This window comes from Sphingomonas sp. SP3, assembly GCF_058514305.1.
Genome location: NZ_JBZSOE010000001.1, coordinates 498,133 through 521,398, shown reverse-complemented (window position 1 = coordinate 521,398; position 23,266 = coordinate 498,133). Strand labels below are relative to the sequence as shown.

At 63.3% G+C, this 23,266-nt stretch carries 30 protein-coding genes; 21 read left to right on the top strand and 9 right to left on the bottom strand.

The features are described from left to right. The first annotated feature begins 24 nt into the window (after nt 1-24). The 3 genes from AC4K8G_RS02880 (at nt 25) to AC4K8G_RS02870 (ending at nt 3,365) form a co-directional block, all read left to right on the top strand. Complete coding sequence (locus tag AC4K8G_RS02880; RefSeq protein ID WP_491732673.1) at nt 25-1,002, top strand: aspartyl/asparaginyl beta-hydroxylase domain-containing protein; 978 nt, start codon at nt 25-27, stop codon at nt 1,000-1,002. An 80-nt stretch (nt 1,003-1,082) separates the two neighbouring features. Next, nucleotides 1,083-2,480, top strand: coding sequence for a methyl-accepting chemotaxis protein (locus tag AC4K8G_RS02875; RefSeq protein ID WP_491732672.1), 1,398 nt, complete (start codon nt 1,083-1,085; stop codon nt 2,478-2,480). Nucleotides 2,481-2,657: 177 nt separating this feature from the next. Next, a complete protein-coding gene (locus AC4K8G_RS02870; RefSeq protein ID WP_491732671.1) occupies nt 2,658-3,365 on the top strand; it encodes a DUF6975 family protein in 708 nt (235 codons plus the stop codon). Here AC4K8G_RS02870 and AC4K8G_RS02865 read toward each other — a convergent pair. After that, nucleotides 3,362-3,646: a PspC domain-containing protein gene (locus tag AC4K8G_RS02865; RefSeq protein WP_491732670.1), complete on the bottom strand. Its 285-nt coding sequence runs from the start codon at nt 3,644-3,646 to the stop codon at nt 3,362-3,364. The genes AC4K8G_RS02870 and AC4K8G_RS02865 overlap by 4 nt on opposite strands. 251 nt (nt 3,647-3,897) lie before the next feature. Here AC4K8G_RS02865 and panD point away from each other — a divergent pair, with 251 nt between their 5' ends. After that, entirely contained in the window at nt 3,898-4,317 is a 420-nt protein-coding gene (gene panD, locus AC4K8G_RS02860) for an aspartate 1-decarboxylase (RefSeq protein WP_491732669.1), read from the top strand. Nucleotides 4,318-4,330: 13 nt separating this feature from the next. Next, nucleotides 4,331-4,813: a peptide-methionine (R)-S-oxide reductase MsrB gene (gene msrB, locus AC4K8G_RS02855; RefSeq protein WP_491732668.1), complete on the top strand. Its 483-nt coding sequence runs from the start codon at nt 4,331-4,333 to the stop codon at nt 4,811-4,813. Here msrB and AC4K8G_RS02850 read toward each other — a convergent pair whose 3' ends face one another. Continuing rightward, nucleotides 4,814-5,548 (bottom strand): hypothetical protein, encoded by a 735-nt coding sequence (locus AC4K8G_RS02850; RefSeq protein ID WP_491732667.1) that lies wholly within the window; start codon nt 5,546-5,548, stop codon nt 4,814-4,816. It lies immediately after the preceding gene. A 79-nt stretch (nt 5,549-5,627) separates the two neighbouring features. After that, on the bottom strand, nt 5,628-6,215 hold the full coding sequence (locus AC4K8G_RS02845; protein ID WP_491732666.1) for an SOS response-associated peptidase: 588 nt from the start codon (nt 6,213-6,215) through the stop codon (nt 5,628-5,630). Nucleotides 6,216-6,390: 175 nt separating this feature from the next. Here AC4K8G_RS02845 and AC4K8G_RS02840 point away from each other — a divergent pair, with 175 nt between their 5' ends. The 3 genes from AC4K8G_RS02840 to AC4K8G_RS02830 all read left to right on the top strand — a co-directional run bounded on the left by AC4K8G_RS02840 (nt 6,391) and on the right by AC4K8G_RS02830 (nt 7,262). Beyond that, entirely contained in the window at nt 6,391-6,648 is a 258-nt protein-coding gene (locus AC4K8G_RS02840; protein ID WP_491732665.1) for a cold-shock protein, read from the top strand. A 3-nt stretch (nt 6,649-6,651) separates the two neighbouring features. Continuing rightward, the gene (locus AC4K8G_RS02835) at nt 6,652-6,870 is read left to right on the top strand and encodes a hypothetical protein (protein WP_491732664.1); all 219 of its coding nucleotides are present in this window, start codon (nt 6,652-6,654) and stop codon (nt 6,868-6,870) included. 221 nt (nt 6,871-7,091) lie between these two features. Then, nucleotides 7,092-7,262 (top strand): hypothetical protein, encoded by a 171-nt coding sequence (locus AC4K8G_RS02830; protein WP_491732663.1) that lies wholly within the window; start codon nt 7,092-7,094, stop codon nt 7,260-7,262. Between the two features lie 15 nt (nt 7,263-7,277). Here the strand turns inward: AC4K8G_RS02830 and AC4K8G_RS02825 are convergent, their stop codons facing one another. Next, nucleotides 7,278-7,424, bottom strand: coding sequence for a hypothetical protein (locus tag AC4K8G_RS02825; RefSeq protein WP_491732662.1), 147 nt, complete (start codon nt 7,422-7,424; stop codon nt 7,278-7,280). A 389-nt stretch (nt 7,425-7,813) separates the two neighbouring features. Here AC4K8G_RS02825 and AC4K8G_RS02820 point away from each other — a divergent pair, with 389 nt between their 5' ends. The 5 genes from AC4K8G_RS02820 to AC4K8G_RS02800 all read left to right on the top strand — a co-directional run bounded on the left by AC4K8G_RS02820 (nt 7,814) and on the right by AC4K8G_RS02800 (nt 8,975). Beyond that, nucleotides 7,814-8,068: a cold-shock protein gene (locus AC4K8G_RS02820; protein ID WP_491732661.1), complete on the top strand. Its 255-nt coding sequence runs from the start codon at nt 7,814-7,816 to the stop codon at nt 8,066-8,068. A 3-nt stretch (nt 8,069-8,071) separates the two neighbouring features. Then, the gene (locus tag AC4K8G_RS02815; protein ID WP_491732660.1) at nt 8,072-8,302 is read left to right on the top strand and encodes a hypothetical protein; all 231 of its coding nucleotides are present in this window, start codon (nt 8,072-8,074) and stop codon (nt 8,300-8,302) included. Between the two features lie 3 nt (nt 8,303-8,305). Beyond that, nucleotides 8,306-8,440, top strand: a complete 135-nt coding sequence (locus tag AC4K8G_RS02810; RefSeq protein WP_491732659.1) for a hypothetical protein — start codon at nt 8,306-8,308, stop codon at nt 8,438-8,440. Nucleotides 8,441-8,559: 119 nt separating this feature from the next. Continuing rightward, the gene (locus tag AC4K8G_RS02805; RefSeq protein ID WP_491732658.1) at nt 8,560-8,754 is read left to right on the top strand and encodes a hypothetical protein; all 195 of its coding nucleotides are present in this window, start codon (nt 8,560-8,562) and stop codon (nt 8,752-8,754) included. Next, a complete protein-coding gene (locus AC4K8G_RS02800; protein ID WP_491732657.1) occupies nt 8,751-8,975 on the top strand; it encodes a hypothetical protein in 225 nt (74 codons plus the stop codon). Before AC4K8G_RS02805 ends, AC4K8G_RS02800 begins: the two co-directional genes overlap by 4 nt. 128 nt (nt 8,976-9,103) lie before the next feature. Here AC4K8G_RS02800 and AC4K8G_RS02795 read toward each other — a convergent pair whose 3' ends face one another. Together AC4K8G_RS02795 and AC4K8G_RS02790 are read right to left on the bottom strand one after the other, a co-directional pair. Further along, nucleotides 9,104-9,280, bottom strand: a complete 177-nt coding sequence (locus tag AC4K8G_RS02795; RefSeq protein WP_491732656.1) for a hypothetical protein — start codon at nt 9,278-9,280, stop codon at nt 9,104-9,106. Nucleotides 9,281-9,367: 87 nt separating this feature from the next. After that, nucleotides 9,368-9,712 (bottom strand): hypothetical protein, encoded by a 345-nt coding sequence (locus AC4K8G_RS02790; protein ID WP_491732655.1) that lies wholly within the window; start codon nt 9,710-9,712, stop codon nt 9,368-9,370. 323 nt (nt 9,713-10,035) lie between these two features. Between AC4K8G_RS02790 and AC4K8G_RS02785 the strand changes: the two genes are divergently transcribed. The 3 genes from AC4K8G_RS02785 (at nt 10,036) to AC4K8G_RS02775 (ending at nt 12,451) form a co-directional block, all read left to right on the top strand. Next, the gene (locus tag AC4K8G_RS02785; protein ID WP_491732654.1) at nt 10,036-10,683 is read left to right on the top strand and encodes a DUF4190 domain-containing protein; all 648 of its coding nucleotides are present in this window, start codon (nt 10,036-10,038) and stop codon (nt 10,681-10,683) included. A gap of 169 nt (nt 10,684-10,852) precedes the next feature. Next, on the top strand, nt 10,853-11,572 hold the full coding sequence (locus AC4K8G_RS02780) for a hypothetical protein (protein ID WP_491732653.1): 720 nt from the start codon (nt 10,853-10,855) through the stop codon (nt 11,570-11,572). 261 nt (nt 11,573-11,833) lie between these two features. Continuing rightward, the gene (locus AC4K8G_RS02775; RefSeq protein WP_491732652.1) at nt 11,834-12,451 is read left to right on the top strand and encodes a hypothetical protein; all 618 of its coding nucleotides are present in this window, start codon (nt 11,834-11,836) and stop codon (nt 12,449-12,451) included. A gap of 12 nt (nt 12,452-12,463) precedes the next feature. Here AC4K8G_RS02775 and rpoD read toward each other — a convergent pair whose 3' ends face one another. Further along, entirely contained in the window at nt 12,464-14,512 is a 2,049-nt protein-coding gene (gene rpoD / locus AC4K8G_RS02770; RefSeq protein WP_491732651.1) for an RNA polymerase sigma factor RpoD, read from the bottom strand. A 25-nt stretch (nt 14,513-14,537) separates the two neighbouring features. Beyond that, nucleotides 14,538-16,376 carry a DNA primase gene (gene dnaG / locus AC4K8G_RS02765; RefSeq protein ID WP_491732650.1) on the bottom strand — a complete coding sequence of 613 codons (1,839 nt, stop codon included), beginning with the start codon at nt 16,374-16,376 and terminating at the stop codon, nt 14,538-14,540. Nucleotides 16,377-16,546: 170 nt separating this feature from the next. Between dnaG and AC4K8G_RS02760 the strand changes: the two genes are divergently transcribed. Beyond that, complete coding sequence (locus AC4K8G_RS02760) at nt 16,547-16,918, top strand: hypothetical protein (protein WP_491732649.1); 372 nt, start codon at nt 16,547-16,549, stop codon at nt 16,916-16,918. 65 nt (nt 16,919-16,983) lie between these two features. Here AC4K8G_RS02760 and AC4K8G_RS02755 read toward each other — a convergent pair whose 3' ends face one another. Then, nucleotides 16,984-17,436 carry a GatB/YqeY domain-containing protein gene (locus AC4K8G_RS02755; protein ID WP_491732648.1) on the bottom strand — a complete coding sequence of 151 codons (453 nt, stop codon included), beginning with the start codon at nt 17,434-17,436 and terminating at the stop codon, nt 16,984-16,986. 120 nt (nt 17,437-17,556) lie between these two features. Between AC4K8G_RS02755 and carA the strand changes: the two genes are divergently transcribed. The 4 genes from carA (at nt 17,557) to greA (ending at nt 23,208) form a co-directional block, all read left to right on the top strand. After that, nucleotides 17,557-18,726: a glutamine-hydrolyzing carbamoyl-phosphate synthase small subunit gene (gene carA / locus AC4K8G_RS02750; RefSeq protein WP_491732647.1), complete on the top strand. Its 1,170-nt coding sequence runs from the start codon at nt 17,557-17,559 to the stop codon at nt 18,724-18,726. A gap of 298 nt (nt 18,727-19,024) precedes the next feature. Further along, on the top strand, nt 19,025-19,294 hold the full coding sequence (locus AC4K8G_RS02745; RefSeq protein ID WP_491732646.1) for a hypothetical protein: 270 nt from the start codon (nt 19,025-19,027) through the stop codon (nt 19,292-19,294). A 12-nt stretch (nt 19,295-19,306) separates the two neighbouring features. Then, nucleotides 19,307-22,654 (top strand): carbamoyl-phosphate synthase large subunit, encoded by a 3,348-nt coding sequence (gene carB, locus AC4K8G_RS02740; protein ID WP_491732645.1) that lies wholly within the window; start codon nt 19,307-19,309, stop codon nt 22,652-22,654. Between the two features lie 77 nt (nt 22,655-22,731). Continuing rightward, a complete protein-coding gene (gene greA, locus AC4K8G_RS02735) occupies nt 22,732-23,208 on the top strand; it encodes a transcription elongation factor GreA (protein WP_491732644.1) in 477 nt (158 codons plus the stop codon). Nucleotides 23,209-23,266: the final 58 nt, after the last annotated feature.

The following is a 23,266-nucleotide window of genomic DNA, read 5'->3' as shown; positions in this document are numbered from 1 at the left end:
GAGCCTCCTGTTCCTCAGCCTTCGATGAGCGAGGCAACCGCCGACCAGAAACTCGCGACCGACCGCTATGATCTGCAAGCCCTTCTCGCCAAGGGAGATCATCGATTTCTTGCCGGCGACCACCGCGGGGCGTCGGGTTTCTACGCTTTCATCGCGAGGTCGTTCGACGATTCAGCTGAGGTTCGCCGATCGGCCCAAATGGCAAATTGGCTGGCCGAGCGCTTTCGACGCCACATCATCTCCGGGGTCGAACAGGCGGGATTCCCCCGCCAGGATTGGCCGCCCCGCTTTCGCGAGGCGCTTGAAATCATGTTCGGCGAACGTGAGCGCGATCTCGTCGTCGAACGCTTCCCGCAGATGCCGCGGCTGTTCTTCTACCCGGGCCTGCCGTACGTCGATTTTGCCGACGTTGAGCAATTCGGCTGGCGATTGGAGCTGGAGAGCCGGTATCGCGAGTTGCGCGACGAAGCCGCGGCGCTGCTCGCCGACACCTCCGACTTCTCGCCCTACGTCAGGAAATCGAGCGAATATCCGCAGGGCGACGTTTACGGACTTGTCGAGAATTCGAGTTGGAGCAGCCTGTACCTATGGCAGTCCGGCAAACCCATTGAAGAGAACGTAGCGCGCTGCCCGCGCACGTTCGAGGCAATGAACGATATCGTTCCGCAATGCGAAATCGGCGGGAAATTCCCTTCGGTACTTTTCTCGCTGCTGAAGCCGGGGGCCCACATCCCGCCCCACAACGGCATGCTCAACATCCAGTACATCTGTCACCTGCCGCTGATCGTCCCGCCGAACTGCACCTTTCGCGTCGGCGAGCGCACCGTCGAATGGCAAGAAGGCAAAATGCTCGCGTTCGACGACACCGTCGAACATGAAGCGCGCAACGACAGCACCGAGGATCGGCTGATCCTGTTGTTCTACATTTGGAACCCATTCCTCAGCGACGAAGAGAAATCGGTCGTCAGGACCATGTTGGAGGTGGTCCACAACTACCGCTGATCCAAATGGTGTTGGTTAACCAAGAAGTAGGAGGTTGGTGACTATCCACGCCCCACAACATTAGTGGGAGCGCGCCTTCGATGGCCACGCAGGGGATCGAGGAAGTCACCGAAAACGCAATTCGCGCCGTGGCGCGCGACTGCGGTTCGCTGTCGATGGAATGCAGCGACGTCGCCGGTTACGTGCGCGGTGTTGGCGACCGCATCGGCGAGCATCTGAAGATGCTCGACGCGCTGGAGGAAGTGACCACGCGCCTGATGGGTGACCAATCGCGCGTCGCCGATTCAACCGACGAAGCGCGCCTGCTGTCGGAACAAGCGAAGGCCAAGCTCGAAGCGGGCCGCGAGGCGATCGACGGCACTATCGAAGGCTTCAAGGGCCTGACCGATCTGATTGTCCAGCTTGGCGAGCGCATGGCCGGCTTCGCGTCGGCGATGAACCAGGTCCAGACCGTTTCCTCGACCATCGAGACCATTGCGCGCAAGACGAACATGCTCGCGCTCAACGCGACGATCGAGGCCGCTCGCGCCGGCGATGCCGGACGCAGCTTTGCCGTCGTTGCCGCCGAGGTGAAGAAGCTCGCGCACGACACGCGCGCCGCTACCAGCCAGATCGCCTCGACGATCGGCGAGCTTACACGTGAAGCCGGCGCGGTCACCACGGAGATCAAGACAGGCGTCGAGCGCAGCCGCGCGGCGCAGTCCGGCTTTAGCACGATCAACGACACGGTTCGCGAAGTCAGCGAAATCGTCAGCATGGTCGATCGGCAGACCGAAGGCATCGCCCACTCGACCAGCATGATCCAGACCAGCGTCGACCGCGTGAAGGCGGGCCTTACCGATTTCGCCGGCGACGCGCGCGAGAACGGCACCGAGCTGCTCACCGCGCAGAAGCGCCTGGCGCACCTCGAACTGCTGTCCAACACCATGCTGGACACGCTGGCCAATTCAGGCGCTGAAATCGACGATACGCCGTTCATCTCGAAGGCCCAGGAAACCTGCCGCCAGATCAAGATCGCGGTCGAGCGGGCGATCGACGAAGGCGAAGTGTCGATCGATGATGTGTTCGATACCGATTATCAGATCGTGGAAGGCAGCAATCCGGTCCAATATGACGTTCGTTTTAACGCGACCGCGGACAAGTACATCCGGCCGTTGCTCGATCGCACGAAGGGTAGCGACGGGCGCATCATCGGCTCCGCTATAGGCGACATGAACGGCTATCTGCCCACGCACCTTAGCGAGCGCAGCCAGCCGCAGAGCGACGATCCCGTGTGGAATGACGAGCATTGCCGCAACAAGCGGATCCTGATTGACGACACGACGCGCATGGCGCTCGCCAGCGAGAAACCGGCGACGCTTGCGACCTATCGTATGGAGCTGGGCGATAAGTTCATCCCGGTGAAGAACGTTTTCGTGCCGCTGATCATCAAGGGGCGCCGCTGGGGCAATTTCGAGCTCGCTTACCGCGACGACTGATCGCTTAGCGAGACAGGGAAGGGGCAAATCGCCGTCCGGACTCCCAGGGTTCGGGCGGCGATTTCGTTCTTAACCTCCGTTCCCGAAAACTTACCCCGGCATAAACCTCGTCTTTACGCCCTTGGGTTAGGGACGACCCAATAGGCTTCGCCAAAGCAGCTAGCCGAGGGGATAAGAATGGCAGTCAACCGGTCCGTCGACCGCAAGGTTTCCCATCAAAGTGCCACTTTGACGGGATCGAAGCCGGTCAGCGTCGCCGAAGCGCAGCTCGCCCGCGTCGCGGGTGACGGTTGCGCGCGCCATGCTCATCTGAACAACCTGCTAGAGGCCAATGGCCCGCACAGCGGCCGCGACCTTGCGGACGCCGTGCACCTGCTGTGCAGCCTCCATGGCCGCTATCCCGGCCTGATCGAGATCGCACTTCAGCGTTGTGTTAGCGGTGAGGCGCAGTCGTGGCTTACCCGCGCCTCGGAGGCTTTCGAACGCGAGCGCTTGTATCTCGTGCGCCTGACCTCGGCGGTCGGCCCAATGCCGAGCACGCCTGGCGCCGCCGAAACCGAATCGAGCCTGGTCGCTGCCCGGCACGCGCTTGAGACCCTCGCGCTGTCCGAGCGCAACGGTTGCGCCCTTGGCGCCGCGACCGCGCTGGTCGGTGATTGGTGGCCCATTCGGCGCCTGCTGGATCGTGCCGCTTCCCGCGTCGGGATTGAAGCCCCGGCGCCGTCTCTACCGGACGAAGCTTCGGTGATCGAAGTCATCGATCTTGCCGCCGAGGCTCCGGCGAGCGGCCGCGCCCTGGCGTTCGGCGGTGAGCAGCTGTTGCTGCAGCACCGCGCTCTGCTCGATCTTCTAGAAGCTCGGGCCGAAGCCCGCGGCGACTACTAAGCCGCTTCAGCGTATTCCTGGGTTTCGTTGGCGGCGACCGGAGCGTCGGCCGTCTCGACCAGCATTTCGCGGTGCGGGAAGAGCAGCCGCGAAGCGAGAACCACCAGGCCAAGCGCTAGGTACGAACCGATCGCGATCGTCGGGCTCCACAGCACCATCGCGGCAAATAGCACGCGCAAAAGCACCGGGTTGAACCCGAAGTCCTCGCCGATACCTTCGCACACGCCAAAGATCGTGTGGGAACGAAGGGGCAAAGCGACCTGATTTTCCTGCGCGTCCATGTTCAAGCTCCGTTGGCGAAATTTCCTGCTCTTTACTGAGCAAGAGCTGTGCCAATCCGGAAAATGGCGCGCTTACAGCGGTTTGGCCGTCAGCCGACCAGACCTGTTCGGAAATTGCGCCACCTTCCGGTCCCAGCAGTTGGGAATTCACGCCGCATGCTGCAAGTGCGATATTGCGCCGCAGCATTGATTATCGACGAACGGATGCAAATCTAGTACGGGCCGCCCCCTATTGAGGAGCTGATCGTCCCATGATGCGCATCATGATGAAGTCGAAGATCCACCGCGCCACGGTGACTCAGGCTGACCTGGACTATGTCGGGTCGGTCACGATCGACGAGGACCTTCTCGACGCGGCCCAGCTGCTCGAAGGCGAGCAGGTCGCGATCGTCGACAATACCAACGGCGCGCGCATCGAAACCTACGTGATCCCGGGTCCCCGCGGCAGCGGCGTGATCGGTATCAACGGCGCGGCCGCCCACCTCGTCCACCCCGGCGACGTGGTGATCATCATGAGCTACGCATTGATGGACGATGCAAAAGCGCGTGCGCTGAAGCCGCATGTGGTTCACGTCGATGAACAGAACCGAGTCGTGAAGATTGGCAACGATCCTGCTGAGCCGGTCCCTGGGACCGATCAGAAGCGTGGGGACGTCGTCGAAGCAGCCTGAGGAAGGGGTTCAAATGTCCGATACGATCGAAACCGCGTTCGACCTGACCCCGCCGACGGAAGATCAGCTTCAGGAGCTCGTCACCGACCTCAGCGATGAGGAAAAGCACGTCCTCCTCGAGCACGGCACCGAGGCGCCGTTTTGCGGCGTATTCCTCAATGAGAAACGCCCGGGAGTTTTCACCTGCCGGCTGTGCGGCCTGCCGCTGTTCCACGGCGGTACCAAGTTCGAGAGCGGGACCGGCTGGCCGAGCTTCACCCAGCCTTTCGCCCCCGATCACCTGAAATACATCCGCGACACCAGCTACGGCATGGTTCGTACGGAGATCGTCTGCGCCCGCTGCGGATCGCACCAGGGCCACGTCTTCCCCGACGGTCCGCCGCCAACGGGCGAGCGCTATTGTATCAATTCCGTGTCGCTGGCTTTCACAGCCGAGGGCGAACCGCTTCCCGACAAGCTCGGCCGCGGCGCTCCCGAAGGCGAGCCCGCCGCCTGATCATTGCTGTGCGGTTCGGTTGAACTCGTAATCGATCCGGATCCGCACCCATTCCCCGACCATCGCTTTGCCGTCCTTGCGCGGCGGCCTCACCCTGAACTGCCACGCCGCCTGGCGAACCGCGCTCGCGAGATGCGAGCCCGCGGGCGACTGGCCAAGCTCGACGCAATCCTCGACCCGATTGCCCGCTACGGTCTTGCAGGCGATCAGCCCCCAACCGTCCTGGACATTGCGCGGAAGGTAACCGCTCAATTCGGCGTCGGTGGGCTCACGCGCCCATTCGGCGGCGTACAGCGTCTCACCGTGCGGGCCCTTGCCGACGACTTCGCTGTCGCCAGCTGATCCCGCTCCGGCTCCAGCCTTGGGCAAGTTGCGGACGTCAGCGGCGGCCATCTCCTCCTTGGTCATCTCAATCCAGGACTGCGACGTCGGCGGCGGGGCGATCGTCGGTTTGACCGGCAAGGTGATCGGCGGCGGCTTGATGACCGGATGCGACTTCTCCCGAGGGCGATCGAGGGGCTTGTTCTTTTGCTCGTGGCTGGCCGCGCTTTGCGATTCAGGCAGTAAGTCCACGGTCAGCGTTTGCGACGCCTTCTGTGCCATCGGAGCGAACTTGCTCATGCCCAGCAGCACCAGGATGAGCACGACATTGACGCCGATCGCGAGCGCAAGGCCCGACGCCCGCCGCTGCAGCGGCGGCCGGTCATAGGGCGAGGGAAGGCGATATGCTGGCACGAAGGGCGTTGGATCTCGGGCGTCGCGTCGGAGCGGGTTAAGCTCGCTGGAGTTGAATGGGGTGTGAAGCTGTTTTCGATCAACGGGGCGCGGCGCGCACCTCGAGGCTACCGCCGGGCAACGTCCGGATGAGTTCGCCTGCGGGAGCAGAGTAATCGAGCCACGCCTTCCAGTCCACGCTTGGCAGCACCGCGACCTGGCGGTCATGGGTCGGGGCGACGTCGGGGCCGGGCGGACAGGTCAGCATCGTGAACGCCTCGCCGATGTCGGGCACAGCGCGGAACAGCCCCGCGATCCCCAGCGGGCCACCGTCGGGCAGGGTGAACAGCCACCGATCCTTGCGCTTGGCCTTGGGGTCGGCGGGCGCGGTGAACTCGTAAAAGCCGTCAGCCACGATCAGGCATCGCCCGGACGAGAATTCGCGGCCGTCCGAGCGGAAGTTGTAGACCGGCTTGCCGTGCGGGCCGGGCCAGCTCCAGCGGCGGACGACCAGTTCATATCCATCGCCCCCCGCACCGGCGCGTACGATCGGCGCGAGATCGGTGATGGCGATGTCACGAGGCGAAAGGTTGGGCGCGCCTTCCGGAAACACGAGCGGGACCTGCATGTCGCGGAAGATCCGCGCGACCTCGTCGACCGATTTCGTCTGCGTGTAGAGGTTGCACATTCGCAAGGGCCTTAGCGGCTCGCCCTACCAATTTCCCCGCAAAAGGCGCATAGGGCGCGCGCTACTAGTCGCAAATCGACGGTTTCTGGCGCTTTGCGGCTCCTGTTTCCTTCCCTTTTCGCTCCTAGCACCAAGGGCCCGACATCCGGGCCCAGCCATTAGAAGGAAGACAGATATGCCCACCGGCACCGTCAAATTTTTCAACGAGAGCAAGGGCTATGGCTTCATCCAGCCCGACGAGGGTGGTCAGGACGCATTCGTCCACATCAGCGCCGTCGAGCGCGCGGGCATGAGCACGCTGCGCGAAAACCAGCGCGTCGCCTACGACCTCGAAGAGGATCGCCGTGGCAAGATGGCCGCTTCGAACCTTCGCGCGGCCGACGAAGCGGGCTCGGCCGACGCCGGCGAAGCTCCAGCCGAGGATTCGGAATAAGCCTTGACCGAACCTGTTACCCGTACCTCCAACCTCCAGTTCTTCCTCGCCCGCGCTGCACAGGCGCGCGAGGAAGGCGAGGCGGCAACCCTCGATCACGTGCGTGACCGCTGCCGGCGGTCGGAAGAAGCGTGGACCGCGCTCGCCGACCGCGCGCAGCGCAGCGAGAATTTGCGGGAGGCGGAAGCCGTGCGGAAGGCCGCGCAGGGCCTCAAGGCCTAATCGATTCGAAGGGGTAGTAGCGCCGCCCGAGCTCGCTAAAGTCAGAGGCGACGCTACCGCCCTTCGGATTATGCGCGGCTGTTTAAAGCTGCCCCAAGGATCATGGTTTCCGGATCGTAAGCCACGTCGCGGGGCGCGGCACGTACCTATTGTAATGCAGGCGAGGGATTTCTCGCCCAAAAACACTATGTTAGTGCTGGGCCTAGATCGGGTGGGGAATCATGAAGCTGTATCGCGTCAACAAGCTCGCCAAGCTCGGCGGGGCCATCATCAAGAAAAAGCACATCCTCGCCGCGTCCGACCGAGACGCGATCAGCCAAGCCGCGGACAGCGCCGACTGCCCGATCTGCGACGTCACCCGCGACGGCGATTCGGTCGGCCAGATACTCTAGGGCTTCCGTGTCGCGCTAGGCGCCGTATTGCTCGATATTGCGCTTGATCATCCGGTCGATCGCGGCGTCGTCCGCGGCGACATTTTCGCGCTTCGTCTGGGCTTCCTTTTCCAGCCGCAGATCCCGCTCTTCATCGGTTTCGAGCTCATGCTGTCTTCGCATCGCCACCTCCACGCCCCCTGAACGCACCGCGTGAGCGAACGGGCTCACCCCGATCGGCGGGAGGAGTGGAACAGTGTCGCCCAGCCGACGTTTTGTTCGCCGCATCCCATGGACGACAAAACCATCAACCTCTGGCGGCAGATCGAAGACGGCCGCCGCCGCGGCGTGAGGCGCGAGTCGCCGGCCAAGGCCGCCGCCAAGCCCGCGCTCAACGATAATTAGGCGAACGGGGCCCGGCACTTACAATTGGCTGCAAGAAAGCCCATATAAGGGTCGCTACTAGTCGCAAACGACGGTCTTTGGCGCTTTGCGGCCCCTCATTCCTTCTCTTGTTTCTCCTAGCCGGAAGGATGGCCGACGTCGGCTGTCCAATATGAAGGAATGATCACATGCCAATCGGCACCGTAAAATTTTTCAACGACAGCAAGGGTTATGGTTTCATCGCGCCGGATGACGGCGGCAACGACGCTTTCGTTCACGTCAGCGCGCTCGAGAGTTCGGGCATGCGCAGCCTTAATGAAAACGATCGCGTGAGCTACGACCTCGAGCAGGACCGTCGCGGCAAGATGGCCGCAGTCAACCTCAAGTCGGCCGAAGCGTCGACGAGCAACGACCAACCCGCCCCCTTAGCCGACCAGGCCTAAGCCGTGACGGAGCACAGCGGCTCCAATCCCATGGCCAACAGCTCCAACCTCAACTTCTACCTCGCCCGCGTCGCACAGGCGCGGGCCGAGGCGGAAGCGGCAACCCTCGCCCACGAGCGCGAGCGCTACAGAAGGTCGGAAGCGGCCTGGACCGCGCTCGCCGACCGCGCGACCCGCTCGGAGCGGCTGCGCGCCGAGGAGGCCAAACGAAAGGCGGAACATCCGCCGAAATGAGACATGAAAAGCATATACAAGAAAACCGACAAGAAGATGTTGAGCGCGCCGCCGTGTGCGCTGAAATTCAATCCGAAATTCCCCCGCCGCGCGTTCGACCCGGTCGCTTATGCGGCGGCGCTCGAAATCCTCGGCTGAGATCGCCTTTCGCGGCGCGGCGTGCTACGGGGAACCATCGCGCGGCCTTTCGACCCTTAGGCATCCCCGCGGCTGAGAGACTCCTTTGTGCTCCCGCTTACCAGCCGGAGCACCATATCTTGGACCAATTCGATATTTCCGACACCCGGCCCGAACCGAGCGTGGCCGCCGAAGGCCTGCGCGAGCAGGCCGCGTCGTGCCGCCGGCTTGCCGGCGCCGCCCGCACCCGGGCGGGGCGCACCTCGATCGAGGCACTTGGCGACCATTTCGATGAGCAGGCGCGGAAACTCGACCCGTTGAGCCAGCGCAGATGAGCCGCGCGATCTTCCTCAGCCTGGACGAAGGCGTCGTGGTGATCCGCTGCCTTTCGGAAAAGGTCGGCATCTCGACCATCGAGAGCCTTCCCGGCGGCGGCACCCGCCTGGTCTGCAACAGCAGCGAGGGCGCGGCGACGATCCGCCGCAAGCTCAAGAGCTATGTGCTGAAGGATGACGTCACGCGCGAGCGGCACCGCCCCGTGCGGCCCCTTTGGTAACGGCCTCAAAATAACAGTCTGACGACGCCGGCCAGCGGGGGCGATTTAACGCGAGGCCGGCGGCGGCAGAGGGTTGGCGGGGGCAGGGCATCCCATGATGCCCGTATTCCCGCCGACCCCGATGCCGCTTACTTACACTTTGCGTAGTGGCCCTTGGCGTTGCGGCAGACGGTCGGCTTGGCGGCTTTTGCACTTGGGCATTTAACGAACTTGCCGGCCTTGTTGCGGCATTGCGTCGCGGCCAGCGACGGCGCGGACCCGGCCAGCAGGCCGAGCGCGCACAATCCGAGCATCAGTTTCTTCATGTCTTTCCTCCCTCGGCACTGGGGGAGGCGCGGCCTTACGCCCGCCCGCGCGAACGGAGCATGGCAGCAAGATTACAATCGAGCGCCCTAGTGCGGCTTCGAAGGCGGGTTTGCGGGCCCAGAATTGCTTGGGGCGGTGCAGGCCATGACGCGGGTGTTGCCGCCGGCGGTGATGCCGGTCCTGCTCTCCTGCTCGATCGCCATCACGCAATAGCTGTTCTCGGACGTGATCGGCACGGCTTGCTGCTGCCAGGCGGGGTTGGGCGAGACCAGCCCGCGCGCCTCGATCCGCGGATGCGGGGAAGGGGTGGGGGCAGGGGCGAGGGCGGGCCTGTTGCGCGGGTCCCACGGATAGCGCGTCGGATTGCGCTCCCCCGGCGCGAGGCAGCCGGTGAGCAGGCAGGCGAGCGGGATGGTCCTGAGCCAGCGCATGCGGCGATGATGCGGCGGCGAGGGTTGAAGGAATGCTAATCCGTGCCGGTCGAGCTGGAAGTTTAGGAAGCTTAGGCCACGTCACGGTCGGAATCGCTTCCCGCGAGCGCCAAACTTCCCAAAGTTCGCAGGTCTGCGCGTGCGGGCGCGAAAGGAGTGCGCAGGATCGGGCTCGGCGATCCGCGTGAACGGGGAAGGTTCGGGACGCTGCATCGCGCAGCTTAAGCCACAACAGCACCGCTGTAGGACAGCGGAAATTGAATTCGCATTCAATCCGCGTCAGTCTCTACGCGCCGAATCATCGTTGGGTAGGGGGAAGTCGCATGAGTACTGACGCGGCGGATGTTATGCGCGTTGATCACAATTCACTTGGAAAAGCGGCCTTCATCGTCGGCCTCATTGGTCTGGCGATGTCTTTCATCCCAATCGTCGGATTTGTGAGCTGGCTACTCGCGCCGCTCGCAATCTTATTCGGCCTTATCGCCCTGCGACGGCCACCGAGGTCATTCGCGATAGCCGGTATCGTCTGTGGGGCAATTGCGCTGTTCGTTTGCATCGCTTGGGTTAACGCGACGAAAGCCGGCATTCAGGGCTTCAACAAGAATGCTTTCAACACAACTGGTGAAACAGTCGATAATTCGAATGCCCCGGTGATCGCCGCGGGCATCAAAAGCCTGTGGAAGGAGCTCAAGGACAACAAGGTTGCCGCGGGCAACAAGTACGGTCGACATAGGCTGGCATTCAGCAACGAGAAGATTGCGGATTTTGGCGGCGACACAGCCAACCCGACGATCAGCTTCGAGGGGGGCGCAGACGACTACATCAGCTATCTAGTGTCGGCGACCTTCTCAGCCGCGGACGGAGCCAAAATTGCGTCGCTTAAGAAGGGTCAGAAGGTTTCGTTTCTTTGTACCGACATCAGCGAGACGCTCGGCGAAGGCTATTCGCTCAATGGATGTTCGCTCAAATAGCATGTCGGGTCGGGAAGGTCGTTGGGCGTTCGTGTGCGCGCTGTTCTTAACATCGTGCGTTCCAGCTTCCGATTCTGGAAATTCAGATCGCGGGACAAATAACCGTCCTCGCTCGAAGCCGATAGACGGCTACGCTGACATTAAGTTCGGCCAGAGCTTTAACGAGGTCATGGCCGCGCACGGCGAGCAATTCGACCCGTACTACGTCCGAGACTGCTACAGAAATTTACCAATCAATGGGTGCTCATTATCCACGCCGCTCAACGGGGCTCCGTTTCAGATACGCGACGGCATCCCGTACCGATTGGTCGTTCGCCTAAACAAGTTCGACAAAGTCACGGACATCGAGCTGCGATATAGTGGGGAGGGGCGGGGGATAAATGGCGATGACTGCCGCTCGATTAACGATCGAACGCTCGACTGGCTAACGCGCGACTACGGCAAGCTCTATTATCCGAGCTCAGATGCAAAGGCTAAACTGTTCCTGACGGCAGGTGGTAATCAATACCTTGGCGGGGTTCCTGATAAAGGTGGCAGTTGGGTAACGTTGTTTGGCCGCACTTATGCCGGAACGCCTTCAACAGAAGTACTGAAAAAGCCGATTCCTAAGTGGGACGACCATCCGTACATCGACTTGATGACAACTTACATCGTAGCCGCAGGCCGGCACTGCGACGTTTTTGTCGAATTCAGTGATCGATCGTCTATCGTGCGGCAGGATCTAGCGCGTGCCGCTGACTTGGCGGCAGTCGACGACGATGATGATTCTTCGACGACTACATCAAGCGACGAAGGCGTGACCGCCAGTGTAGCACCGGACGTAAGCCCAGGTGACGCCGAAGCAACGGTCGGAAACGATGCCTATGATGCTAAGGACGCCAGCGAGTGACGAAGGCGTCGGAGTCCGCGATCAATCAGCGGCCGACTATCCCGGCGCGTCGCGAATTCGCGAGTGAGTAGGGGGAGCCGACACTTGCTACAGCTAGCCAAGAGCATAACGAGGCGCGCGTGGATTGCGCTGGGGGTATTTGGCTCAATTCTAACTCTCTTATTCTTACCGCTTAGCTGGAAACAGCGAACGGACGCTGCGGCTGCTTGGGGTCCAGTCGCGCAATCGATCGACGCCGTAGCCTTGCTTGTAATCTACTCGGTGGCGCTTACCGCGTGGCTGTTCTGGATAGATGTGCGACCCGAACTTCAACATCGCAGATTAGCCAAAGCCTTCAATGCGCCCGATGCGGGTGACGCGGTTCAACTAAAAGCAGAGGTAGTAAATTTTGCAACGAAGCGTCTCAAGCCGGCTTTTGAGAACCTGCTCGAAGCACATCGGATTTCGGCGTACGTCATCAAGGATTCGTGGGACCATCCCGCCAACTTTCTCATTTGGCAGGCTTTCGCACAGCTGCAGTCCTACGATGGGCGCTATTATCTCACAGTGAACAATCATGGGGCGATGATGCAGTTGAATAAGGAAGGGGCGCAGAGAGTCACCCTTGAACTGCTGAAACAGTACCAGCGAAAAATGCATCAGCTTGTCGATGCATGTAAAATTCTGATCGAGAATGGAAAGCCGCTTACTCCGCACAACTTTGGAGCCTTGTTACGGAAGTGGCTGGACAGCCATTCAGAAATGCTCGTGGGACTTAAACGCCTGCAGGCGTTGCCCGGCCTCGAGGTGTTGGCCGAGTTCGACACTGCAGCGCATCTGGAGCATGCAAATTACGACGCCACTATCATCCAAAACGCGCTTCCTGCCGCGGTCGCCTAGCTTCAGGCTCGATTATTGATCCAGGAAGCTCCGCATCTTCCGGCTACGGCTCGGATGCTTGAGCTTCCGCAGCGCCTTGGCCTCGATCTGCCGGATGCGTTCGCGGGTCACGCTGAACTGCTGCCCAACTTCCTCCAACGTGTGATCGGTGTTCATGCCGATGCCGAAGCGCATGCGCAGCACGCGCTCCTCACGCGGGGTGAGTGAGGCGAGGACCCGGGTCACGGTTTCCTTGAGGTTGGACTGGATCGCGGCGTCGACCGGGATCACCGCATTCTTGTCCTCGATGAAGTCGCCGAGGTGGCTGTCTTCCTCGTCGCCGATCGGGGTTTCGAGGCTGATCGGCTCCTTGGCGATCTTGAGGACCTTGCGCACTTTTTCGAGCGGCATGGAGAGGCGCTCGGCAAGCTCTTCCGGGGTCGCTTCGCGGCCCGTCTCATGGAGGAACTGGCGGCCGGTGCGGACCAGCTTGTTGATCGTCTCGATCATGTGCACCGGGATGCGGATGGTGCGCGCCTGGTCGGCGATCGAGCGGGTGATCGCCTGGCGGATCCACCAGGTGGCGTAGGTCGAGAATTTGTAGCCGCGGCGATATTCGAACTTATCGACCGCCTTCATCAGGCCGATGTTCCCTTCCTGGATGAGGTCGAGGAACTGCAGCCCGCGGTTGGTGTATTTCTTGGCGATCGAGATGACGAGGCGAAGGTTGGCCTCGACCATTTCCTTCTTGGCGATGCGCGCCTCGCGCTCCGCCTTCTGGACCATGTTCACGATCCGCCGGAATTCCATGAGCGAAGTGCCGGTCGCCTGGGCGATGTCGGCGATCTCGCCGCGGATGCGGTCGACGGTCTCGCGCTCGGTGGTGGCGAAGGCGGCCCATTTCTTGTCGGTCCCGGCGACGTCCTTCAGCCAATTCTCGTCGAGCTCATGCCCCATGTAGCTTTCGAGGAAGGCGCGGCGCGGCACCTTGTGGCGCTCGGCGAGGCGCAGCATCTGCCCGCCAAGCCCGGTCAGGCGGCGGTTGTAGCCGTAGAGCGCGTCGACCAGGCTCTCGATCTTGGCGCCATGGAACTGGACGCTTTCGACCTCGGCGGTCAGCTGTTCGCGCAGCTTCTGGTACTTCTTTTCCTCGTTGGCGGGGAAGTCGGCCATGGTCGCGAGCGCGTCCATGCGCGCCGACTGGACCTTGCTGAACTTCTTGAACAACGCGGTGATGGTCGCGAACTTCTCGAGCGCCTGCGGCTTTAAAGTCTCTTCCATCTGGGCGAGCGACAGGGTGTTGTCCTCGTCGTCGTCCTCGGCCTGCGGCTGGGTGCGCCGCTCGACCATGTCTTCTTCTTCCTCGTCGCCGTTCCGGGCCTCAGGCTCGTCGGCGACTTCTTCCTCTTCCTTGATCGATGGGCCGGCGACCTTCTCGCTGATCTCGCCCTCGGCGTTCTCGCCGCCTTCCTCGGTTTCGGTCAGCTGCTCGGCGGTCGGGCCCTTGCTGAGCATCGCCTCGAGGTCGAGGATCTCGCGCAGCTGCATGCGGCCTTCGTTAAGCGCGTTGGACCAGCCGATGATCGCGTTGAAGGTCATCGGGCTTTCGCACAGGCCCCAGATCATGATGTCGCGGCCGGCCTCGATGCGCTTGGCGATCGCGATCTCGCCCTCGCGGGAGAGCAATTCCACCGCGCCCATTTCGCGCAGGTACATGCGCACCGGGTCGTCGGTGCGATCGGTCGGTTCCTTCTTGGTCGCGGCCGCGGGGCGGGGGCCGCCGTCGTCGAGCGGGTCGACCTCGTCTTCCTGCGGGCCGTCGTCCTTGTCCTCTTCCTCGTCATCGTCCGAGGCTTCCGAATTCTCGACGACCGTCACGCCGCGCTCGGACAGGCGCGACATGATGTCCTCGATCATTTCGTTCTGGTCGGCCGGGATCGCCGCATTGATCTCGTCGATGGTGATCGTGCCGCGCTTTTCGGCGCGGGCCATCATCTTCCGGACAGATGCGTCGTTGAGGTCGAGAAGGGGGGCGTCGCCCTCTTCTTCGGTTTCGACTTGCTGGGGTTCGTTTTTCGCCATTTGCCTTTATCTCTTTGGCCAGCCGTTAATCGGTGCCGGCCAGCTGCGCCAGCCTCACCTTCAATCCTTGCTGCGCCGCGATCAGGCGCTGTTGTTCTTCCAGGGCCTCGTCGGTGAAATCCCGCTTGAGCCGTTCCGTTGCATCTTCGAGGGCCTTTTCGACCTCCTCCGCCGCGGCGATGATCTCGACCGCTGCCGCCAGATCGCTTCGGGCGCGTTCGGGGTCGCTGTCGCGGCGGGTGAAGGAGAAACCCATGGCGCTTGAGGACCTGCCGCCCTCGGGCGCGCCCTTCGCTCCATCACCGCCCAATATGGTGGCAAGGCCCTCCCGATCAAGCGCTGCGCCTGAGAAGGCCGCGTTGACCAGCTCGTCGCGGAGGTGCGCGGTCGATTTGTCGGCGATCGGAAGGCTCTGCAATTCCCCGCAATGCGCGGGCAATTCTTCGGGGAAATTGATGAAGCCCAGGATCAGCGCCCTGGCCGTCGGGCCGTCGATGCCGGTCGAGGCGATGGCTCGCGCCCGGTCGCCGACCGGCGGCGCGGGCGGGGTCCAGCGGCCGCCTTTCAGCTGGAAGGGTCTGCGCTGCTGCTGCCCGCCGGCTGGCCTGCGCTGCTCGTAGAAGCGGTTGAGCCAGTCCTCGCGGTACATGCGCGACAAATCGGCGTGGCCGATGCTGGCGGCATGGGCGATCAGCCGCGCCTTCAGCCCCGCCCAGGCCTCTGGCGTCGTCATCGTCACCGACATCATCTCGTGGCGCCATAGCCTTGCGTCTAATGGCTCCGGGTTGGCGAGCAGGGTCTCAAACGCCTGGCGACCGCCTTCGCGCACCACATCGTCCGGGTCCTGGCCCGCCGGCAGCTCGACGAAGCGCAGGGTCCGCTCGGGGCTCAGGTGGGGCAGGGCGCGCATCGCGGCGCGGATCGCGGCCTTGCGGCCCGCCGCATCGCCGTCGAAGCACAGGATCGGCGAGGGGTCGAGCCGCCACATCCGCTCGAGTTGCGCTTCGGTCACTGCCGTGCCGTTGGGCGCGACCACCTCGGATATGCCGGCGCGGTCGAGCGCGATCACGTCCATATACCCTTCGACCACGATCAGCCGCTTGGCGGCGCGGCTCGCGGGGCTGGCGCGATCGATATTGTAGAGGGTGCGGCCCTTGTCGAAGAGCGGCGTGTCGGGCGAGTTCAGATATTTGGGCTCACCCTCGCCGAGGATCCGCCCGCCGAACGCGATCACCCGGCCGCGCGGGTCGCGGATGGGGATCATCAGCCGCCCGCGGAAGCGGTCGTAGGATGCCTTTCCGCCCTCTTCAGGCTGGATCAGCATGCCGGTTTCGATCAGCCTGTCCTCGCCGAGATGCTTCAATGCAGTCTTGAGCGCCGTGCGGCTGTCGGGCGCGAGCCCGATGCCGAAGCGGGCGACGACATCGGGCTCTATCCCTCGGCGCTTCAAATATTCACGCGCTTCGCCGCCGCCGATGCCCTGGAGCTGCTCGGCATAATATTTGGCGACTTCACCCATGACGTCGGTGAGTGACGAGGCGCGGTCGGCGCGTTCCTTCGCCTTGGGGTCGGGGGCGGGCACGTCCATCCCGGCCTTGGCCGCGAGCTCCTTCACCGCATCCATGAATTGCATGCCGCGATTGTCGGTAAGAAAGCGGATCGCGTCGCCGTGCGCGCCGCAGCCGAAGCAATGGTAGAATCCCTTGTCGTCGTTGATGGTGAAGCTTGGCGTCTTTTCGTTGTGGAACGGGCAGCACGCCTTCCACTCGCGCCCGGCGCGGTTGAGCTTGACGGTCGGCGCAATGACGGCGCTCAGCACCGTTCGCGCGCGCAATTCATCCAGCCAGGCGGGGGACAGGGTCACGGGGAAAGACCCTAGTAAAGCACGCGATTCCAGCAAGTCGCGCCGCAAAAGTTATCCACAGGTGAGCGACCTCAAAAGGTGGCCAGCGCGGTTAATAGCGATTAAACTGTTGTTGTTCCGAAACAGTGGCGGAAGATCGCTGGGCGGAATCAAAAGGGAGGGGTTTTATTATGTTGATGAAGATCGGCGGGCTTGCCCGCGCTCTCTACGTAATCCTCGCAATCGTGGCCGGCTTCGTCGCCTTGACGATGATGAACGTGCCGCTTGTACTTGTCGTCCTCGGCCTTCTCGCGGGTCTCGCCATCGGGCGGGACAAGCTCACCATGGTGATGGTCGCCGTCATCGCCCTGCCGATAATCGGCGCGGCGCTCGGCAACCTTCCGGCGGTTGGCGCCCAGCTTAATGCTGTGTGCGGCAATCTGCAGCTCGGTGCAGCCGGTTCGGCCGCCACCGCGCTCGCCATCTATCTCTATGAGATGATCATGGAGACGGTGACGGGGATGGGATCGGACGCGCCAGCCCGCAAAAGGGCGGCCGCCTAACGAACTAGACTCTTCGCTAATCTAGGCTCCGTCGCAGCGATGCGGCGGGGCCTTTTTCGTGCAATCTAGCTCAGCGCGGCTTTCACCAGTGCCGAAGCGCGGGCGGGCTCGATTGCGGCGCCCAGGCGCTCCTTCACCAGTCCCATCACCTTGCCCATGTCCTTCATCGAGGATGCGCCCGTCTCGGTGATGATTTCACGGATCTTCGCTTCCGCTTCGGCATCGCTCATCTGCGCGGGGAGGAAGCGCTCGATCACGGCAATCTCGGTTTCCTCGGTCGCGGCGCGGTCCTCGCGCCCGCCCTTGCGGTAGAGGTCGGCCGATTCCCGGCGCTGCTTGATCATCTTCTGGAGGACTTCCGTGACCAAAGCGTCGTCGTCCTTGGGCGCGCCGCCGGTCCGGGCTTCGATGTCGCGGTTCTTGATCGCCGCGGACATCAGCCGCAGCGTTCCGGTGCTTTCCTTGTCGCCGCTCTTCATCGCGATGATGGTTGCGGCCTTGATGTCGTCGCGGATCATGAGTCTGCCCTAGCGAGCGATTTTCGGGCTGACCAGCGTTGACCCGAGGGCGCAATGTCCGTAGCGGAAATGCCTTAGCGACATCGCTGTTCTGACCCTGACGGAAGGCTTCCACCGCCCATGGCCGACGCACACTCTACGCGCGCCCCCCAGCCTGAGGGCGCGACGGGAGTCGTGGTGTTCGCCGATGGCCGCAGGGTCTGGGGGCAGGGGTTCGGGGCCGAGGGCGAAGCAGTTGGCGAGCTGTGCTTCCACACCGCCATGACCGGTTACCAGGAAATCATGACCGACCCGAGCTTCGCCAGCCAGGTCATCGCCTTCACCTTCCCGCATATCGGCAATGTCGGCGCCAATGACGAGGACGTCGAAGCCTCCGATGCTCACGCCATCGGCTGCCTGGTGCGCGAGGTGGTGACGGAACCCAGCAACTACCGCGCCAACCAGGGTTTCGCCGACTGGATGAAGAAGTTCGGCCGGATCGGCATTTCCGGCGTCGATACACGCGCGCTGACGAAGCTGGTGCGCCAGGACGGGCCGCCGAACATCGCCGTCGCGCACAATCCCAAGGGCGAGTTCGACCTCGACAAGCTGCAGAAGATGGCGGCCGACTGGCCGGGGCTCGAGGGCATGGATCTCGCCAAGGACGTCAGCCGGCTACAGGTCGAGAAATGGAGCGGCGGCAAATGGGCCTGGGGGCAGGGCTATGAGCTTGGTGGCGACGACAAGAAGCGGCCGCACGTGGTCGCGGTCGATTACGGCAACAAGCGCAACATCTTCCGCCTGCTGGTCGAGGCCGGCGCGCGCGTGACCGTCGTCCCGGCGCAAGCCACGTTCGAGGAGATCATGGCGCACAAGCCCGACGGCTTCTTCCTTTCGAACGGGCCGGGCGATCCGGCCGCAACCGGCGAGTATGCGGTGCCGGTGATCAAGCAGATGCTGGAGACCAGGAAGCCGCTCTTCGGCATCTGCCTCGGCCACCAGATGCTCGCGCTGGCGGTTGGCGGCATGACGTCAAAGATGTTCCAAGGCCACCGCGGGGCCAACCACCCGGTCAAAAGGCTGGAGGACGGCAGGGTCGAGATCACTTCGATGAACCATGGCTTCGCGGTCGAGCGTAAGGGGCTGCCCGACAATGTCCGCGAGACGCACGTGTCCCTGTTCGACGACAGCAATTGCGGGATCGAGTTGACCGACCGGCCGGCGTTCAGCGTCCAGTATCACCCCGAGGCCAGCCCCGGCCCGATGGACAGCTTCTATCTGTTCGAGAAGTTCGTCGGGGCGATGAAGTGAGGGAGTGCTCCGCTCTTCAGGCGATGCTCGTCACCACGCTCCTATCGTCGTGCGCCGGTCAGTCAGGATCAGCACAGGACACGAACATGCAAGCAGCGCAGGCTATCGGAAGCATAGCCGACAGGTGCGGTATGCCGAAAGGGTCATGGAAACTGATCGCCGGTCGCGATGTCACCGTCGTTGGCGATGCCAACCAGATACCGTCACGCGCCTTCATCTGTTTTGTGGAGGGCCTCCAAAAAGCCGACCCACCGTTCCGGCTCGGCTTTATTGCCGAACCTCCGCCGGCTCAGCGCCAATGAGCGCTCGGTGGGGCATTTTGGCTTGCTTGCTCGCACTCTCCGCCTGCGTAACGCCGGCGCGGATGCATGACGAGGCGGCGCTCAACAGCATCGCGCTCGGCTGCGGTCTCGCGCTTGGCGAGCTGGTCCAGGACGAGGAGCAGAAGAAGCTCCTGCTGCTGATCCACGACAACCCAAGCGCCGAACAGCGCACCTGCGTCACCCAATGGGCCCGCCGCAACGGCCTCAAGCCCGTCTTCGTCAACATGCAATTCCCGGAAGGCTGATGCCCCAAGACCATGCCTAAGCGTACCGACATCAAATCGATCCTGATCATCGGCGCCGGGCCCATCGTCATCGGCCAGGCGGCGGAGTTCGACTATTCGGGAAGCCAGGCCCTCAAGGCCCTGAAAGCCGAGGGTTATCGGGTGATCGTGGTCAATTCGAACCCGGCGACGGTGATGACCGATCCCGAGCTTGCCGACGCGACCTATATCGAGCCAATCACGCCAGCGATCGTTGCCAAAATCCTCGAGAAAGAGCGGCCGGATGCCGTTTTGCCGACGATGGGCGGGCAGACCGCGCTCAACACCGCGCTCGCTTTGTTCAAGGACGGAACGCTCGACCGGCTCGGGATCGAGCTGATCGGCGCCAATGCCGAAGCGATCGAGAAGGCCGAGGATCGGCTCAAATTCCGCGAGGCGATGGACAAGATCGGCCTCGAAAGCCCGCGCTCGGCGATTGCGCACAGCCTCGACGAGGCGCTGGAAGCGCTGGAGAGCGTCGGCCTGCCGTCGATCATCCGCCCCAGCTTCACGCTTGGCGGCACCGGTGGGGGCATCGCCTACAACCGCGACGAGTTCGTGAAGATCGTCACCGGCGGCCTCGAAGCCAGCCCGACCACCGAAGTGCTGATCGAGGAATCGGTGCTCGGTTGGAAGGAATATGAGATGGAGGTCGTGCGCGACCGCGCCGATAACGCCATCATCATCTGCTCGATCGAGAATATCGATCCGATGGGCGTGCACACGGGGGATTCGATCACCGTCGCCCCGGCGCTCACGCTGACCGACAAGGAATATCAGCGGATGCGCTCTGCGAGCATCGCCGTGCTGCGCGAAATCGGTGTTGAAACAGGTGGTTCCAACGTCCAGTTCGCAGTTGATCCGAAGACGGGGCGGATGGTGGTGATCGAGATGAACCCGCGCGTGTCGCGCTCGTCGGCGTTGGCATCGAAGGCGACCGGCTTCCCCATCGCCAAGGTCGCCGCCCGCCTGGCCGTTGGCTACACGCTCGACGAGATCGCCAACGACATCACCGGCGGCGCCACCCCGGCAAGCTTCGAGCCGACCATCGATTATGTCGTGACCAAGATCCCGCGCTTCGCGTTCGAGAAATTCAAGGGCGCGGAAGCCTTGCTGTCGACCTCGATGAAATCGGTCGGCGAAGTGATGGCCATCGGACGCAGCTTCGCCGAAAGTCTGCAGAAGGCGCTGCGCGGGCTGGAAACGGGCCTGACGGGCCTCGACCGGGTGCGCGAGCTCGAACATGCCGATCCGGTGGCGATCGAGAGTGCGCTGTCGCGGGCCACGCCCGACCGGCTGCTGATCGCGGCCGAAGCGCTCCGCCAAGGCTTCACGGTCGAGCGGATCAACCAGATCGCCGGCTTCGACCCCTGGTTCCTCGACCGCCTCAAGGAAATCGTAGAGGCGGAAGAGGAAGTGCGCGTCAGCGGGCTCCCGAACGACGCGCGGGCGATGCGGCGGCTGAAGGCTCTGGGCTTCTCCGATGCGCGCCTGGCGCAGCTCGCGCTCCGCTCGGCCCATGTCGAGCGGGGGATGAGCGAAGCGGTGGCTGCGGGCGGCTCGGGCACGGTGCACAGCGCGATCCGCGCGATGACCGGCGGGGTCACGGAGACCGAGGTTCGCGAGCACCGGCTGAAGCTCGGCGTGCGCCCGGTGTTCAAGCGCATCGACAGCTGCGCGGCCGAGTTCGATGCGGCGACGCCCTATCTCTATTCGACCTACGAAGGCCCGTTGTTCGGCGAGCCCGAGGACGAGGCCGAGGTTTCCGACCGGCGGAAAGTGATGATCCTTGGCGGCGGGCCGAACCGGATCGGGCAGGGGATCGAGTTCGATTATTGCTGCTGCCACGCGGCTTTCGCGCTTGGCCGTGACGGCGCCGGCTTCGAAGTGATCATGGTCAATTGCAACCCGGAGACGGTGTCGACCGACCCGGACACCTCCGACCGCCTCTATTTCGAGCCGCTGACCGCCGAGGACGTGCTCGAGATCGTTCGCCGCGAGCAGGACAAGGGCGACCTCCTCGGCGTGATCGTCCAGCTGGGTGGGCAGACCCCGCTCAAGCTCGCGGCCGAGCTCCAGGCGTCAGGCGTGCCGATCCTCGGCACGTCGCCCGACAGCATCGACCTTGCCGAGGATCGAGAGCGGTTCGCGGCGCTGGTCGCCAAGCTCGGCCTCAAGCAGCCGGCCAACGGCATTGCGCGGAGCCGAGACGAGGCGCTGCGCGTCGCCGAGCGGATCGGCTACCCGGTGCTCCTGAGGCCGTCCTATGTGCTCGGCGGGCGGGGCATGGAGGTCGTCGACGGGCCCCAGCAGCTCGATCATTATATCGCGACCGCGGTCCAGGTGTCGGGCCGGTCGCCGGTGCTGATCGACCGCTATTTGCGCGACGCGATCGAAGTCGACGTCGACGCTATCTCCGACGGGACGGACGTGACCGTCGCTGGTGTGCTCCAGCATATCGAGGAAGCAGGCGTGCACTCGGGCGACAGCGCCTGCGCGATCCCGCCGCACAGCCTCGACAGACAAGTCATCAGGGAGATCGAGCGACAGACGCGTGAGCTGGCCCTCGCGCTCGGCGTCAAAGGGCTGATGAACGTCCAGTTCGCGGTGAAGGAGCGCGAGGTTTACCTGATCGAGGTCAATCCGCGCGCCAGCCGCACCGTGCCGTTCGTTGCCAAGGCGGTCGGGCGGCCGATCGCCAAGATCGCGGCGCGGGTCATGGCCGGCGAGCCGCTGAAGGGCTTCAAGGCGATCAAGCAGGGTCTCGACTACATCGCGGTCAAGGGCCCTGTGTTCCCGTTCGCGCGCTTCCCGGGCACCGATCCTGTCTTGGGACCGGAAATGAAGAGTACCGGCGAAGTCATGGGAATCGATCGAGATTTCGACATCGCGTTCGCCAAGGCGATGCTCGGCGCGGGCATGATCCTGCCGCAGGGCGGGACCGCGTTCGTGTCGGTCAAGGATACCGACAAGGACAATATCCTCCCCGCGGTCCAGAAGTTGGTCGAGCTCGGCTTCTCGATCATCGCGACGACCGGGACGGCGGCATACCTCGAGAAGAAGGGTGTGCCCGTTAGCGCGGTCAATAAGGTCGCGCAGGGCCGGCCGCACATCGTCGACCGGCTGTTGGATGGCGATGTCGACCTCGTGTTCAACACCACCGAAGGCTGGCAGTCGCTGAAAGACAGCCATTCGATCCGCGCGACCACACTCCATAAAAGGGTGCCGTACTTCACGACGGCGGCGGCTAGTTTCGCCGCTGCGCGGTCGATCGAGGCGGTCCGTGGGCACGCGCTTGAAGTCGCCAGCCTCCAATCCTATTATTCCGCCTCCGAGAACTAGAGCTCTCTCATACAATTCGCGCCGCATCGCGGGCCTGAACGGCACGCCGGAGCGGGGTTTTAAAAAGGGTTTTGATCATGGCGAGTGCCGAAAAGGTGCCGATGCTGGAAGAGGGCCACCGCAAGCTCAGCGACGAGCTCAAGCGGCTGAAGGGCGAGCGTCCCGAGATCGTCGAGGCGATCGAAGCGGCGCGCGCGCACGGCGACCTGTCCGAGAACGCGGAATATCACGCGGCCAAGGAACGCCAGGGCCAGATTGAGGCGAGCATCGCCGACCTCGAGGACAAGCTCAGCCGGGCCATGGTGATCGATCCGACGACCCTGTCGGGCGACAAGGTCGTGTTCGGCGCGACCGTGACCCTGAAGGACGAGGACGGCAAGAAGATCAAATACCAGCTGGTCGGCCTTGCCGAGGCCGACGCCAATCAGGGCCGAATCAGCTACAACTCGCCACTCGGCCGCGCGCTCATCGGGCGCCAGGTCGGCGAGGAGGTTGAAGTTTCGGCGCCGTCGGGCGACCGCTATTACGAGATCAAGAAGGTCGAGTTCGTCTGATCCTGGACCGGGTCTTCAAAAGCGCGACCATCGTCATCACGCTGCTGACCGCGCTGGC